The organism is Clostridium sp., from assembly GCF_036646415.1.
Classification (GTDB): domain Bacteria; phylum Bacillota; class Clostridia; order Clostridiales; family Clostridiaceae; genus Clostridium_J.
The window spans coordinates 1-16315 of record NZ_JAVXMF010000039.1; the positions used below are offsets into that span (position 1 = coordinate 1).

Below are 16315 nucleotides of genomic sequence, written 5' to 3' on the forward strand. Positions count from 1 at the left end.
GGCTATACTTCATATTAAAATAATCCAAGTTCATATAAGTACACTTTTTAGAACTTGGATTATTTATTTTTGCTTAACATTGTAAATCCGCATAAATAGGATTCTACCCCTATATCTAAAATGTACATAAAAATAGAGCATCGCCTTTACTGATACCCTACTACTTTATAATTTGTAATTTTCTTTTTGCTCTTATTAACGTTGACTTACTCATACCTGTTAGTTCTTCCACTTGTTTATATGTGTGAGTATCTAATAACTTTAGTGCATGTTCAACTTGTCCATTTTTAAACTTTTTGGGTCTGCCTTCTTTAAAATTTAAATCTTGTTTTGCAATCTCTTTTCCATCTTTCATTCTTTCAACTATACAGTCTTTTTCATATTCAGCAAATGCACTCATAATAGTAAACATCATTTTTCCCATAGCAGTTGATATGTCTACAATTCCCATATTTAATATATTTACCTTAATACCTCGTTCAGCTAGATTTTTAATCTTGGATATACCCTTTTCAGTACTTCTTGTAAATCTATCCAATCTTGTGACTACAAGGGTATCCCCTTTTAGTAGTTTACTTTCTAACTCTATAAACTTAGGTCTATCCATAGTTGCTCCTGAACACACTTCACTAAATACCTCTGTACACCCATTAGCTTTAAGTGTCTTAATCTGACTCTCTAGACTTGTATTGTCTTCTTGGCTCTTTGTGGAAACTCTAGCATATCCTAAGACTTTGTATGATACTTCTTGTTCATCGTTCGAATCAGTTAATAAAGTAAAGTAGATATAATGTTCCTTTAGTTTCATATCACTAGATATATGTTTAAACCCATCTATCAGGGTACTATACTTTTTCGCTAATAGATTCAAGAATCTTTGATTTTTATGATTAAATGCCCATAATGTTATCTCCTCTTTTTCTTGCTTAACTGTAACTTCTATATCTCCATTAAAGTATGATTTCTTAGAGGTAGTCTGTATATTATGGTTATTTAAAATCTGTTGTACAAATTCACTTTTCATATAAAACTCCTAACCTTAAAACACATTACGACACTTAGTTATGACACCTTCGTGTGTACTGATAATACTATATACTATTTAAGGTGTCAATACTCTTAAGTTGCGACACCATTCAAAAGTTTTAGTAAAACCCTACCTCTATTATGTAGAGTCCTACAGACTATAAACATCTAGAACTATTTTGTACACTTTTAATCGTTCTTTTACTTTCAAGTATCCAAACATTATATAATCTTTTCTATATTTAACTTACAATAGCATGTCTACTACATCCATTGAAATATTATATAATGTTTGCAACCTTTTAGATCTATCATCATATCTATCTATGGTTTTTGAACTTATATGACTTTTAGGGTACTTACTTCTTATAGCCTCTATAGATGCTTTATTCTCTTTGAAAGTACTTTCAATCTTAATCCTCTTTTCTTCAAACATTCTAACAACCTGCTTTAATTCTTTCTCTCTCAAACCATGGATTTCCTCAAAGAATACATCTATCTCATTTAAACACTTGAATGATTCCCTTATGTCATTAACTTCAACATCGTATGGGACTACCTGTACTTGTTTAATTCTTTCATTTATTATGTTCTCTATAGTATCACTTAACGATTTAAACTCTATAAAGTGCTTACTAGTATTTAAATCATAAACTCCCAAATAAGCTTTGTAATTATTTCTTAGCTGAATATATTTCATCTTATATTTATTAATTTTTTCTATATCATATTCTTCACTTATCAACCTTAATATCTCATTCATTGATGCGTTAAATTTAGCTATTCTCTTCTCTATCTTTGTCATATAGTATCTCCTTCTGATGTCCTTTTTTTATATATATCTAATTAAGGTTTTATCCACTTCATTTGTTATGGTTGGATGCTCCTTATAATAATTTAATACATTCATTGCTTTATATTTTTTAGATGTATTAGAAGTACTACTATTGGCAAAGGTCTCTATTAGATCATATAGATACTGAGGTAAGTTATCTATCACAGCTCTAATATCCTCTACATTTGGGGATTTTATTTCTTCGCACAAGTGGTTGATATTTGATAGAAAATCTTTTGCATCCTCTACATCTTTTAATTCTATAATAGTCTCTTCTGAATACATTAACAGTTCTGATAATTCCTCTTCTATCCACTCACTATATATAGTCTCTAATTCTTCATTATCTTCATAATTTAATTCACTAAGAAGTTCTTTTACTTTAATTGTATCTACCATTCTTATGTTTTTTCGTGCTACATCTACAATTTCTCTTTTTTGTTGTTGTCTCATCTTAATGTCCTTCCTTGTTTATACTTGTTAACTTATAATACACGTATCTCCTAAAGTGCAGGTAGAAGACAATTATTTGATTGATTATATCTTACATAAACAAGTAAAATTCACCACATTACTTACAATTAATTGTCCTTATAAGTTTCACTTGAAATTTTTTACAAGTAAAGCAATAATATAGATATTTCAAACGCTAGAACTTATTCTATTCCTATGTATTATACATATTTCAGAATCATTTAGAATAATGATATACTATCTAATACTCTTACTCTAAAGGGGGTTATTACAAATTGATAAGTACATTACTTACAGCAACTTTTTTTACATTTCTGATTTCTAATTATTTTTACTTTGAATATGAAAGATACAATCAGCGAACTAGTAGTAATAGAATTTTATCTCTATGCTATAAGAATTCTATTCCCATTCACTCGGGGTATTGTTGCTTTTCATTCCTATTAATTTATATATTTCTTATATCTTTACGTAATTTTATAGGCCAATTTGAAATTGCAGAAATTATAAATATATTTTTATTTTTTATTTTAACGTATTATTTATTATTAGAATTTGCTGAATATGATTTATATCAATTTAGTATTATTGATATAAATCCTCCTATACAGCCTTTAATTCATAAGCATTTTGATATATTTTCCCCTGGCGTTATATCTTGTTCAATTTCATCTATTTTACTAGTATTAGAATTTAACCACATAATTTCTCTTCGACCAATTAATTTTACAATTACTTATATGCTACTTGGATTTGGATTTATACACATTATACTTTGTTTATTATGTGCTAAAAAACCTTAACCATATACTATTACATAAAAAATAAGCGAGATTAACTATCTCGCTTACAATTACCCTCCATCATAAATATCTAGTAAGTAACTATCTGCAAATGCTGCGATATCATATACTTCTAGTTCCAGCATCTCTTCTGTTATCACTTCACTCTTTGACAAATCTTCCACTACTGGTTTATTTGGTGGTGATGGTAATACCATTTCATCTGTATCGTTATTATTTAAATTTTCAGGAGTTATAATCCCCCAATGCTTTAATACTTCTTCTAATGAAACTTCAGGTGTTTCATCTAAGTCATCTAATAAATCTGATATTCCAAATGTATCATTGTTATATGCATAATTCATACTATCTAAAATATACTTTGGTGTTTCTGGTAATGCATCCATATCAATATAGCTACCTATATATTTTTTTTCCATATGTACACCTCCTTAAAAATAAGGTATGCATATGCTTTAAAATTTATTACCTACTGTGATTACAATGTCTAAATATATCTACATATCCTTTCATCCCTATGGAAGGTTATATACAAGTGTGTATATAACCTTATGACATATATATCTTAATCAAGTGCAGAATTGTTTACTCTAGCTGGTATATATTATATATATACTTTTTAGCAATATAAACTATCTTGGCTTTATTTATCATATTTTTACATAACTTTTTATTAAGTAACTTTAGTGTAAAATACACGTATACTAATTTGTATTACTTATATTCGGTGATTTTTCGGAAATGTTAAGAATTCATCTAGAAAAACATAATTCATCCTAAATGGATTCTTAACATATTGAGGAAATTTCCTCAATATGTCACTTTTTAGTGTATTGGCTACAGACCGAGATATGTGTAAAAAGTGGAAGTATCAATTTTATAACCGTTGCAATAACTAAAGCTTAGTTTCAAAAATTAGGATTTTTAAAAAGTATAGAAATCTGCCTATTTTACACTTCAAAACTACAACAAATTAGATTTTGAAATATTGCAAAATAATTCTACACATATTGAAATAACTAGATAAAGTTTTGAAATTACTGTGTTTTATAGCAAGTTAATTGCAAAACTTAAAGTAACTTTATTTAGAATACTATTTTTTAATACTGAACCATAGTTATACCAACACTTCCATAAAAGATACTTCCGTTTTTTACACGTATCTCGGTGTCCTGCCGTATTAATCTCTAGTTTTAATTATCTTATCTAATTTACTTATGTAACCTTGAGATTTATTTAAAATTTTAGCTATATCTTTATTTCTAATATCTTTATTTATTTCTCGAAGTTCATTTATCTTTGCTATAATAAATTCTTTAGAATCCGTTCTTCCTTTTGATTTATATCTTTTTCTTAATATTAGTTCATTCTTGTTTAATTTTTTAGGGTATTTTTTATTTATATCTCTATCAAAATTAGTATCTATCATATCGTATAGTTCTAGAACCAATTCATAATTGGTTCTATATTCTTCTAGGTCAATTAATCTATCTAATAAATCCTCCAACTCACATAAGTAATCTAAATATTGGCTACTTACTTCACTTGCTGAAAAATTTAAGGGTTCAATTTCATTTATTTCATGATTTATATTCTCTCTTAGGTCATTTATTATATAAAAGTTTTCTTCGCTTACAGGTTCTTTCAAGCATTCTAAAAATACTTCCATTACGTCTATCTTAACTTTGAATCCACATAATCTCGATGTATTTCTTACTGACCTTATAGAAGATATTAACTTTCTCTTATTATTTAACTTTTTATATTTTTTATCAGCCCTTATTTTAACTGCCAATTCTTCATATCCAATATCTTTAAATTGTTGATTATAATACTTAACTATATTTTCAAGTTTTATATCCTCATCATATACTAATTTAACTTTTTTATACAATTTCTCATCCTTTACTTGTACTGGTTCATCAAGTTCTTCTTCATAATGCATACTTTCTTCTTGTATCTCATTGTACACTTGTCTTAAAATCTCTTGATTTTCTTTACTAACTTCTACTCCCTCATCAATTTCTTCATAATACATACTATCTTCTTGCATTTCATTGTACACTTGTCTTAAAATCTCTTGATTTTCTTTACTCATATAATCTAGATAATCATTATCTAGTTTTTTATTTTTTACCATAACAAAATCACCTCATATATTATTATACCAGGTGATTTATTCTTAACTATATTTATCTACAAATTCATCTAAAGCCTTTGAGATTAGGTCTTGTACTTTATAATTATTGTTGTTCCTGCTGAAATTACTAAATTTTTCTATAACATCTTCGTATACCTTAAACGATCTACTAACAGCATTCCCCTTATTAGGCTCTATTTTTAATTCATTCTTATCTATTTCAATTACATTCCTTTGCAATTCATACCATTGATACATCTCTTCCATCTTAGCATTTATACTTTCTTGAACATCTAGAACTGTCTTTAATCTTATATATTCGCCTTTATTAACTACGATATCATTACTTTTGTAGTTTTCCGATTCAACTACGATATCATTACTTTTGTAACTCTCATTGATTACTACATCTGTAACCATTTCGTATTTTCGAGTTTTTGCAAAATACTTATATCCATTAACCTTCATTTCTTTTTGTAATGTTTTCTCCCCTAATCCAAGGTCTTCTCTTATTCTTATAACTGTTTGACCTTGTTCTAATTGGTTATTAATATAATTTACCTTCTCCATAATAGATAACTTTATGAATTCATTCTTATTCATAGTAATAATCACCTCTAAAATATTGTACTACAAATTAGTTATAAATGTAGTATGATTAAGTGATTTTTCTAAATAATAAGTCTGTGTTATAATCTATGTAATACAACCTATTTTATAAAGGAGAATACTTATGTTAACTATTTTTTATGACAGTTTAACAGAATTAGAGTGGTTCATAGAACTAAACCCTATATTTGAAGATGCTGAGTTTTGCCTAATACTAAATAAAGGTAAGAATCCAGAAGCTATAGAGAAATTATTACAGTACGATAAACCAGATATAATATTACTTCACAATAATATACCAGTTCTGGTTCTTGAGAAGACTAGCGAGGTTCCAACTGGTCATAACGTTGGTCAACGTTTTGCTAGACTAGTTAAAGGTATAGAAGAAGGTGTTTTAACTATCTACTATTTCCCATTTGATGCTAGAAAGCATGGAGCTAACACTAGTATATGTAATCTAAATATCCGTTTACTAGATGCGTGTTTCAAGATACAAAACATACACAATGTTCCATTACTTGTAGTTGATTGGATAAGTGATGATAACGGAGAATTAATATACGATGGTTCTGAAAATATTAGACTTATTGAAATTATACATGATTTTATTCAGTCTGATTTTAACTACAATTGTCCAGAAGTTAATAAGCAACTTAACATCATGCAGAATGAGTATATACATAGGTTAAATCAATATCCAGCTTACGGTGAAATGCCCGCATCTGTAGTTAAATATAATACAGATGAATTTATCTCTATTTTTTCACTAACAAATGTTCCTGATAAATTTAGATCTAAATCCTATACATATGTTTATAAGATAAATATGTCACCTGGATCTTGTAAACGTCAAGATCCTTATACTGGTACTCAACTTATCTATGATTATATGGTTTGTAGAAATGGTGAACTTACTTCTGACAAGCACAATAACTTGGTTCTTTACTTCCCTTCATTAGATGAGGACTTATGGTTTAGTAAAAATCCAAATAATTCAAATACTAAAAGTAGTAACTGGTACATTACTGCATCTGCTCTACTATTTAAAAATAACGATATTCATTACAATATATTATAAGAGGTATATATCCTATGATTTTAAGCGAAGAACATATTTACTCAGGAACGAAGAAATACTTTAGAAGTAATAGTTTTATTATACTCGGTGGTCAACCTCCTAGAGGTGTTGACCACTTTCCAGTTGTTGAAATTAAAGATTCCTCAATGAATGAAAAAGGTAGTAAACACTCTTATAAGCCTGATTTAATTGCTTACAGAAATAATAGCTTTTTTATTGTAGAGTGCAAACCAACTTATGATGAGAATGACTATCTGAAATTAAAACTTATACTACATTCAGAGCAGCGTTTAAACTCTCTATATTTAGAATTAATCCAACGTGGTATATTCTCTAGAAATAATATTAATTTATCATTTGATGATTTTAAATCTAATACATATGGAGTTCTTGCTTATAGTTCTGAAATTACAGATAATGATTTATATTATGTTCAAGTTACTAATTGGCTAAAAGGTGTTGCAAATTCAAATATAACTATAGGATAAGCTTATGCTTATCCTATTATTTTAATTAACTCTTTTGCTATATTATAAACTAATAATGGTGGAACAGCATTTCCTGTTTGAACTCTTTCTTGGACTGTTCCTCCACAAAACACATAACTATCAGGAAAACTTTGAATTCTCGCTCTTTCTCTAATTGTTAATCCTCTATTTTGAGTAGGGTGTCCAAACTGAAACTGCGGTCTTATCCCTCCTGCTAACTGAGTAGGGCTTGGATTTGAGTACGATAATCTTATTCGTTGTTTGAACCTATCATACATCGGCTTACCAGGTTCAGTATTCTTTATCCTTTCAATTGTTGCTGCATCATGTTTAGGTGCTACATGATTACTAAGTATATAGCAAGGTCTATTTTCCAATCTATTATCTAGACCTCTCATTAATTTTTGATATTCATTTTCTGGATTTATAACATATTCATCAGATTTTTCATGACTTTCTAATGCAGGCAGGTCTGATATAGCATCCTTAACAGTCCTGTATATCTCCATATCATTAGATATTAAACTATTATTATCTTTCTCTGATATATATTGAGGTTTTGGATATTCAAATTTAGATACATTTAAATCACTCCTAATACCTACAAATATTAATCTCTGTCTTACTTGAGGTACTCCAAAGTCTGCAGCATTTAATAATTTAACATCTGAATTATATCCTAATTCTCTCATAGATGATAATATCTCATCTACATATTTTCCATTAGCAGTAGTTTTCATTCCTGATACATTCTCTAAAATGATACACTTAGGGTTTAATTTCCCAACCATTCTCATATAATCTAAAAATAAGTAGTTCCTAACATCTTCATCATCATGCTTCCTATTAGCTCTAGAAAACCCCTGACAAGGTACCCCACCTGTAATCAAATCTATATCTCTAACTCCATGCTTTTTTAAAAGATTATCTATGAAATTTTCATCTATTTGTCTAATATCTCCTAAAATTCCCAAAGAATTTGGATGATTATGTAACCATGTCTTTAAAGCTGGTTCAAAGTAATCATTGGCTAGTACACTTTGAAATCCTACCCATCCACATCCAACTGAAAATCCTCCTGCTCCAGAAAATAAATCTATCATAACTGGTTTATTTGTATCTAATTTAAAATTACTTTCATTTAATACTTCTATATTATCAACTTCCACATAAGAACTAACTTCTATCGGAACACTTTTATCCCATTTATCAAGTATTGTCATAAAATATCTCCTTTATATACGTCATTTATCACTTAAAGATATCAAATAGATATTATAAATGTCAAGCTATCAAAGTAACTTAGATCTTCTACTACAAGAAATAAAAGATCTAAGACCAAAACATTAAACCCTCGAAAAACCCGAAAGAATAAAGAAACAGGTTTCACCCCCACAATACTAAGAGCATTTTTCGATACACCTACTTTTAAGTAATCTTTGTACTTTTCCTAATGATATATCTAAACTCTTAGCTATATCTCTTAAGCTGTATCCTTTATTTCTTAATATTAAGACCTCATTTTTTTTATCCAATAACTCTTGTTGTTTATTTGTATTTCCATTTTTATTCCGTGGAGTTCTTCTTTCATTGTTTCGTCTATATTTCTCTCTTGTACTAATTATACTTACTAAATTAATTTGCTCTGCTTCTGTTATTTCTAATAGCTCTATCAAACGTGCATTAGTATACCTATACTTCTTTTCAATATAGTATCTCTCTGCACTCTTAGTATCCCTTTCAACTTCTCGTTTGGATAATGGTTCTTTAAACATTTGATTCAACTCTAAAACCTTATTTAAAGCCTCTGACTCATCATGAGTAAAACTACATGAATAATACCTATACAGGAAAAGTATCAGCTCTCTGTGACCCTTTAGATCAAAGTGTCGCATCTCACATATTTTTGCTATATCTAAGATCCTAGCATGATACAAACTATATTCATTGTACAAACTAACTACTTTCTTGGGTCTACCTTTTTTCTTTTCCCTTTTCTCTTTAAGGTCAGGTAAATAATTTTCTTGAATCTCTCTCAAAGTATATCTATAATCATAGTACTCTAAAACCTCTACTCTAGAGTTACTCTTTGAATTTATAGAACCAGGTATCCTTAATATTCTAGTAGGATCTAATGCCTTTGCATCTGCTCCAAATTCCTTTAGATTCTCATATAAATATCTTTGTATACTGTACCATAAAGGTAGTGCCATACTTGGGACTGCTTCAATCAGTAATACATAATATAATCCTCTTCCACTATCTATAATAAAATTAGGTCTTGGTATCTTTCCATACATATCATTCTCTAGAAAGTATATAACCCCTTCTTTTGTATAGTTGGTATTGTAAATATCAATATCTATATACAATGCCCTAAGCTCTTTGATATTCTCAATTCTTCTTTGTGGCTTATAAAAGGTATTCTGGCTTATATAACTATTTATAACTTCTATTATATCCTCTTCATTTCCCGTTATTTCATTTTCTTTATAATGCCATTGTTTGTAGTTTCCATTCTTGCTAGCAATAGTTATATACCCTTTGCTAGACCCATGGAGCACATTTATATGTTCTTTTATTTTATATATATCAAGTTCTAAAACCTCTAAATTCTTTGCATGCATTAAAATATCCCCCAGTTATTTTGTATTTTAAAATACACCTATCTGGAGGATTACTATAGACAATAATACTGTAATATGCTATTATTGTAATTAATTAAATAGTAATCAACTCTAGATTTCTAGAGTGTATTATATGTTAAAAAGTCAGGGGTGTCTGCCAAAACAATTCCCTGGCTTTTTTTATATTCTAACATATAACGACCTCTATAATCAAACTATTCCATTTTTCGATACACATAAATATAACTATATGCATCTAAAATAGGTATTAATCTAATACCATAATTATATTCAACACCAATATAATACATATTTTTCTCTTTATCATATCCATTACCATCTGTTATCTCTAAAACTTTATCGAATGAATACAGTAATTCAAACTGTAAATAATTTAATTCTTCTTGTAATTTCTTTAAGTCTATATCTCTAGAATTATTTAATTCTATTAATAGTTTTGTCGGATTCCATTGGTTACTCAGCTTTCCATCATACCAGTCTACACGCATGGTTCCTAATCTATTTTTTTCATCAGATTCAAATAATTGTTCTCTGTGTAACATTAATAACCCTCATCATTATCATAATCATTACAGCAATCACCTAAGCAATAACTTGTTCCATGGTAACCACAACAATATCCATTCCAATTTAAACAGTACATAATTTCATCTCTCCTCTGCCAACATCATAGTTGCATACTCTGTTGAAATTTCTACATATACTTTTAATTCTTTTTTAACCTCTACCTCTGAAAAATACAATACACATCTGTATGCAGGAACCTCTTGTTTATGTTCAATAATAGTAATTCCCTTATAACGGGGGAGGACGACATACGTCTAAAAATCGGCCACTTAAATTTGAATACCTTGATATAGCTTGAATACAGCGATTTTTTTGTTCTCACAAAATCTATAGATTTTATAGTTAAATCAGAGTTATCATAATCATAACTTCTAAGATTTGATTATGTAATTATATGCTAGTATTTGCAATACTTTAAGTATGGTCATAACTAGTAATCATAAGCACTCATATAATTTACGATTTTATCAAGTGGCCGAAAATAACACGTATGTCGTCTTCCCCCGTCATTGGTAAACTCTAGAATATAAGCTCTAGAATTCACTATCAAGACTAATGTATTGCATCATAATTATTTTCTTTAAATGAATAGTATGCATCCCCGATTATTACATGGTCTACTAATTCTATCCCTATTATCTGACCAACATCCTTTAACCTATCTGTAACGTTCTTATCTTCATTAGATGGTTCTACTTCATTACTAGGATGATTATGTATCAAAATAAACTTAGCTGCATTATTAAGTATCAGCCTTTTCATAATCTCTCTTGGATGTACTATCGATGTACTTACACTTCCTCTTGAAACTTCATGAATACCAATTACATTACTTTTAATATCTAATGCTAGAACATATAATACTTCTTCTGGCTCTTTGTGTATCTCTAGAACTTCCTTTGCAATCTTAAATACATCCTCTGGACCCTTTATTTTCCTGTCTATAGAGTATCTAGAACTTTTTTCTTTTATTAGTTCTACTTTATATTTCGTAAATATACTCATACTAACCCAATTCTTTCATCTTTTCTTCCAATGTATAATATGTACCTCCTCGCAAGTTACAATTAGTTGAGAAACAATTGTACCATCCATTTTCTTTATTCACTACTAATGATGCTCTTTTATCATTATGGAATGGACAATGTACATATAGATTTGAATCACTTTCTGTATAATCTACATCATTATTGTCAAATAAAACTTTATACTTATCTATTAAATTACTCATATCAAAACCTCCTAATTTTATTTACTTCACTTATATATAATCTCAGCAAGTGAATTAATGAAGGTTAAATTACTCTAGCTATATATGGAGGAGCGTCCTAAAAATGCGGATTTACAACGCTAAGGCGATTTTATCAAGTATTTGCAATGCATTGAGCAATTTCTGAGTTTTTCTTGAAAAATTACTCTATCTTCAAATAGTTCAACAATATACAGATTAATTTATGAACTAAATAATTAGTATTATTGTAGTTGAACATGTTGATTCGGCTATACTTCATATTAAAATAATCCAAGTTCATATAAGTACACTTTTTAGAACTTGGATTATTTATTTTTGCTTAACATTGTAAATCCGCATAAATAGGATTCTACCCCTATATCTAAAATGTACATAAAAATAGAGCATCGCCTTTACTGATACCCTACTACTTTATAATTTGTAATTTTCTTTTTGCTCTTATTAACGTTGACTTACTCATACCTGTTAGTTCTTCCACTTGTTTATATGTGTGAGTATCTAATAACTTTAGTGCATGTTCAACTTGTCCATTTTTAAACTTTTTGGGTCTGCCTTCTTTAAAATTTAAATCTTGTTTTGCAATCTCTTTTCCATCTTTCATTCTTTCAACTATACAGTCTTTTTCATATTCAGCAAATGCACTCATAATAGTAAACATCATTTTTCCCATAGCAGTTGATATGTCTACAATTCCCATATTTAATATATTTACCTTAATACCTCGTTCAGCTAGATTTTTAATCTTGGATATACCCTTTTCAGTACTTCTTGTAAATCTATCCAATCTTGTGACTACAAGGGTATCCCCTTTTAGTAGTTTACTTTCTAACTCTATAAACTTAGGTCTATCCATAGTTGCTCCTGAACACACTTCACTAAATACCTCTGTACACCCATTAGCTTTAAGTGTCTTAATCTGACTCTCTAGACTTGTATTGTCTTCTTGGCTCTTTGTGGAAACTCTAGCATATCCTAAGACTTTGTATGATACTTCTTGTTCATCGTTCGAATCAGTTAATAAAGTAAAGTAGATATAATGTTCCTTTAGTTTCATATCACTAGATATATGTTTAAACCCATCTATCAGGGTACTATACTTTTTCGCTAATAGATTCAAGAATCTTTGATTTTTATGATTAAATGCCCATAATGTTATCTCCTCTTTTTCTTGCTTAACTGTAACTTCTATATCTCCATTAAAGTATGATTTCTTAGAGGTAGTCTGTATATTATGGTTATTTAAAATCTGTTGTACAAATTCACTTTTCATATAAAACTCCTAACCTTAAAACACATTACGACACTTAGTTATGACACCTTCGTGTGTACTGATAATACTATATACTATTTAAGGTGTCAATACTCTTAAGTTGCGACACCATTCAAAAGTTTTAGTAAAACCCTACCTCTATTATGTAGAGTCCTACAGACTATAAACATCTAGAACTATTTTGTACACTTTTAATCGTTCTTTTACTTTCAAGTATCCAAACATTATATAATCTTTTCTATATTTAACTTACAATAGCATGTCTACTACATCCATTGAAATATTATATAATGTTTGCAACCTTTTAGATCTATCATCATATCTATCTATGGTTTTTGAACTTATATGACTTTTAGGGTACTTACTTCTTATAGCCTCTATAGATGCTTTATTCTCTTTGAAAGTACTTTCAATCTTAATCCTCTTTTCTTCAAACATTCTAACAACCTGCTTTAATTCTTTCTCTCTCAAACCATGGATTTCCTCAAAGAATACATCTATCTCATTTAAACACTTGAATGATTCCCTTATGTCATTAACTTCAACATCGTATGGGACTACCTGTACTTGTTTAATTCTTTCATTTATTATGTTCTCTATAGTATCACTTAACGATTTAAACTCTATAAAGTGCTTACTAGTATTTAAATCATAAACTCCCAAATAAGCTTTGTAATTATTTCTTAGCTGAATATATTTCATCTTATATTTATTAATTTTTTCTATATCATATTCTTCACTTATCAACCTTAATATCTCATTCATTGATGCGTTAAATTTAGCTATTCTCTTCTCTATCTTTGTCATATAGTATCTCCTTCTGATGTCCTTTTTTTATATATATCTAATTAAGGTTTTATCCACTTCATTTGTTATGGTTGGATGCTCCTTATAATAATTTAATACATTCATTGCTTTATATTTTTTAGATGTATTAGAAGTACTACTATTGGCAAAGGTCTCTATTAGATCATATAGATACTGAGGTAAGTTATCTATCACAGCTCTAATATCCTCTACATTTGGGGATTTTATTTCTTCGCACAAGTGGTTGATATTTGATAGAAAATCTTTTGCATCCTCTACATCTTTTAATTCTATAATAGTCTCTTCTGAATACATTAACAGTTCTGATAATTCCTCTTCTATCCACTCACTATATATAGTCTCTAATTCTTCATTATCTTCATAATTTAATTCACTAAGAAGTTCTTTTACTTTAATTGTATCTACCATTCTTATGTTTTTTCGTGCTACATCTACAATTTCTCTTTTTTGTTGTTGTCTCATCTTAATGTCCTTCCTTGTTTATACTTGTTAACTTATAATACACGTATCTCCTAAAGTGCAGGTAGAAGACAATTATTTGATTGATTATATCTTACATAAACAAGTAAAATTCACCACATTACTTACAATTAATTGTCCTTATAAGTTTCACTTGAAATTTTTTACAAGTAAAGCAATAATATAGATATTTCAAACGCTAGAACTTATTCTATTCCTATGTATTATACATATTTCAGAATCATTTAGAATAATGATATACTATCTAATACTCTTACTCTAAAGGGGGTTATTACAAATTGATAAGTACATTACTTACAGCAACTTTTTTTACATTTCTGATTTCTAATTATTTTTACTTTGAATATGAAAGATACAATCAGCGAACTAGTAGTAATAGAATTTTATCTCTATGCTATAAGAATTCTATTCCCATTCACTCGGGGTATTGTTGCTTTTCATTCCTATTAATTTATATATTTCTTATATCTTTACGTAATTTTATAGGCCAATTTGAAATTGCAGAAATTATAAATATATTTTTATTTTTTATTTTAACGTATTATTTATTATTAGAATTTGCTGAATATGATTTATATCAATTTAGTATTATTGATATAAATCCTCCTATACAGCCTTTAATTCATAAGCATTTTGATATATTTTCCCCTGGCGTTATATCTTGTTCAATTTCATCTATTTTACTAGTATTAGAATTTAACCACATAATTTCTCTTCGACCAATTAATTTTACAATTACTTATATGCTACTTGGATTTGGATTTATACACATTATACTTTGTTTATTATGTGCTAAAAAACCTTAACCATATACTATTACATAAAAAATAAGCGAGATTAACTATCTCGCTTACAATTACCCTCCATCATAAATATCTAGTAAGTAACTATCTGCAAATGCTGCGATATCATATACTTCTAGTTCCAGCATCTCTTCTGTTATCACTTCACTCTTTGACAAATCTTCCACTACTGGTTTATTTGGTGGTGATGGTAATACCATTTCATCTGTATCGTTATTATTTAAATTTTCAGGAGTTATAATCCCCCAATGCTTTAATACTTCTTCTAATGAAACTTCAGGTGTTTCATCTAAGTCATCTAATAAATCTGATATTCCAAATGTATCATTGTTATATGCATAATTCATACTATCTAAAATATACTTTGGTGTTTCTGGTAATGCATCCATATCAATATAGCTACCTATATATTTTTTTTCCATATGTACACCTCCTTAAAAATAAGGTATGCATATGCTTTAAAATTTATTACCTACTGTGATTACAATGTCTAAATATATCTACATATCCTTTCATCCCTATGGAAGGTTATATACAAGTGTGTATATAACCTTATGACATATATATCTTAATCAAGTGCAGAATTGTTTACTCTAGCTGGTATATATTATATATATACTTTTTAGCAATATAAACTATCTTGGCTTTATTTATCATATTTTTACATAACTTTTTATTAAGTAACTTTAGTGTAAAATACACGTATACTAATTTGTATTACTTATATTCGGTGATTTTTCGGAAATGTTAAGAATTCATCTAGAAAAACATAATTCATCCTAAATGGATTCTTAACATATTGAGGAAATTTCCTCAATATGTCACTTTTTAGTGTATTGGCTACAGACCGAGATATGTGTAAAAAGTGGAAGTATCAATTTTATAACCGTTGCAATAACTAAAGCTTAGTTTCAAAAATTAGGATTTTTAAAAAGTATAGAAATCTGCCTATTTTACACTTCAAAACTACAACAAATTAGATTTTGAAATATTGCAAAATAATTCTACACATAT

At 28.3% G+C, this 16315-nt stretch carries 17 protein-coding genes; 2 read left to right on the top strand and 15 right to left on the bottom strand.

The annotated features are described in order from the left end of the window. Positions 1-160: 160 nt before the first annotated feature. The 6 genes from RSD37_RS15700 to RSD37_RS15725 form a co-directional block, all read right to left on the bottom strand. Positions 161-1024, bottom strand: coding sequence for a recombinase family protein (locus RSD37_RS15700; RefSeq protein WP_346947680.1), 864 nt, complete (start codon positions 1022-1024; stop codon positions 161-163). Between the two features lie 249 nt (positions 1025-1273). Further along, positions 1274-1831 carry a hypothetical protein gene (locus RSD37_RS15705; RefSeq protein ID WP_346947681.1) on the bottom strand — a complete coding sequence of 186 codons (558 nt, stop codon included), beginning with the start codon at positions 1829-1831 and terminating at the stop codon, positions 1274-1276. A gap of 27 nt (positions 1832-1858) precedes the next feature. Continuing rightward, positions 1859-2314, bottom strand: coding sequence for a hypothetical protein (locus tag RSD37_RS15710; protein WP_346947682.1), 456 nt, complete (start codon positions 2312-2314; stop codon positions 1859-1861). 874 nt (positions 2315-3188) lie between these two features. Next, positions 3189-3557: a hypothetical protein gene (locus tag RSD37_RS15715; protein ID WP_346947683.1), complete on the bottom strand. Its 369-nt coding sequence runs from the start codon at positions 3555-3557 to the stop codon at positions 3189-3191. Positions 3558-4318: 761 nt separating this feature from the next. Beyond that, complete coding sequence (locus tag RSD37_RS15720) at positions 4319-5278, bottom strand: hypothetical protein (protein ID WP_346947684.1); 960 nt, start codon at positions 5276-5278, stop codon at positions 4319-4321. 42 nt (positions 5279-5320) lie between these two features. Continuing rightward, on the bottom strand, positions 5321-5881 hold the full coding sequence (locus tag RSD37_RS15725) for a hypothetical protein (RefSeq protein WP_346947685.1): 561 nt from the start codon (positions 5879-5881) through the stop codon (positions 5321-5323). Positions 5882-6011: 130 nt separating this feature from the next. Between RSD37_RS15725 and RSD37_RS15730 the strand changes: the two genes are divergently transcribed. Further along, positions 6012-6965, top strand: coding sequence for a hypothetical protein (locus tag RSD37_RS15730; RefSeq protein ID WP_346947686.1), 954 nt, complete (start codon positions 6012-6014; stop codon positions 6963-6965). Positions 6966-6979: 14 nt separating this feature from the next. Next, positions 6980-7453, top strand: a complete 474-nt coding sequence (locus RSD37_RS15735; RefSeq protein WP_346947687.1) for a hypothetical protein — start codon at positions 6980-6982, stop codon at positions 7451-7453. Between the two features lie 8 nt (positions 7454-7461). Here RSD37_RS15735 and RSD37_RS15740 read toward each other — a convergent pair whose 3' ends face one another. The 9 genes from RSD37_RS15740 to RSD37_RS15780 form a co-directional block, all read right to left on the bottom strand. Then, positions 7462-8676 carry a DNA cytosine methyltransferase gene (locus RSD37_RS15740; protein WP_346947688.1) on the bottom strand — a complete coding sequence of 405 codons (1215 nt, stop codon included), beginning with the start codon at positions 8674-8676 and terminating at the stop codon, positions 7462-7464. Positions 8677-8853: 177 nt separating this feature from the next. Continuing rightward, a complete protein-coding gene (locus RSD37_RS15745) occupies positions 8854-10080 on the bottom strand; it encodes a DNA-binding response regulator (protein WP_346947689.1) in 1227 nt (408 codons plus the stop codon). A gap of 215 nt (positions 10081-10295) precedes the next feature. After that, complete coding sequence (locus tag RSD37_RS15750; RefSeq protein ID WP_346947690.1) at positions 10296-10643, bottom strand: hypothetical protein; 348 nt, start codon at positions 10641-10643, stop codon at positions 10296-10298. Positions 10644-11220: 577 nt separating this feature from the next. Continuing rightward, positions 11221-11673 carry a JAB domain-containing protein gene (locus tag RSD37_RS15755; RefSeq protein ID WP_346947691.1) on the bottom strand — a complete coding sequence of 151 codons (453 nt, stop codon included), beginning with the start codon at positions 11671-11673 and terminating at the stop codon, positions 11221-11223. Position 11674: 1 nt separating this feature from the next. After that, the gene (locus tag RSD37_RS15760) at positions 11675-11899 is read right to left on the bottom strand and encodes a CHC2 zinc finger domain-containing protein (RefSeq protein ID WP_346947692.1); all 225 of its coding nucleotides are present in this window, start codon (positions 11897-11899) and stop codon (positions 11675-11677) included. A gap of 427 nt (positions 11900-12326) precedes the next feature. After that, a complete protein-coding gene (locus RSD37_RS15765; RefSeq protein ID WP_346947680.1) occupies positions 12327-13190 on the bottom strand; it encodes a recombinase family protein in 864 nt (287 codons plus the stop codon). Positions 13191-13439: 249 nt separating this feature from the next. Beyond that, complete coding sequence (locus tag RSD37_RS15770; RefSeq protein WP_346947681.1) at positions 13440-13997, bottom strand: hypothetical protein; 558 nt, start codon at positions 13995-13997, stop codon at positions 13440-13442. A 27-nt stretch (positions 13998-14024) separates the two neighbouring features. Continuing rightward, positions 14025-14480 (bottom strand): hypothetical protein, encoded by a 456-nt coding sequence (locus tag RSD37_RS15775; protein WP_346947682.1) that lies wholly within the window; start codon positions 14478-14480, stop codon positions 14025-14027. A gap of 874 nt (positions 14481-15354) precedes the next feature. Continuing rightward, a complete protein-coding gene (locus RSD37_RS15780) occupies positions 15355-15723 on the bottom strand; it encodes a hypothetical protein (protein ID WP_346947683.1) in 369 nt (122 codons plus the stop codon). Between the last annotated feature and the right edge of the window lie 592 nt (positions 15724-16315).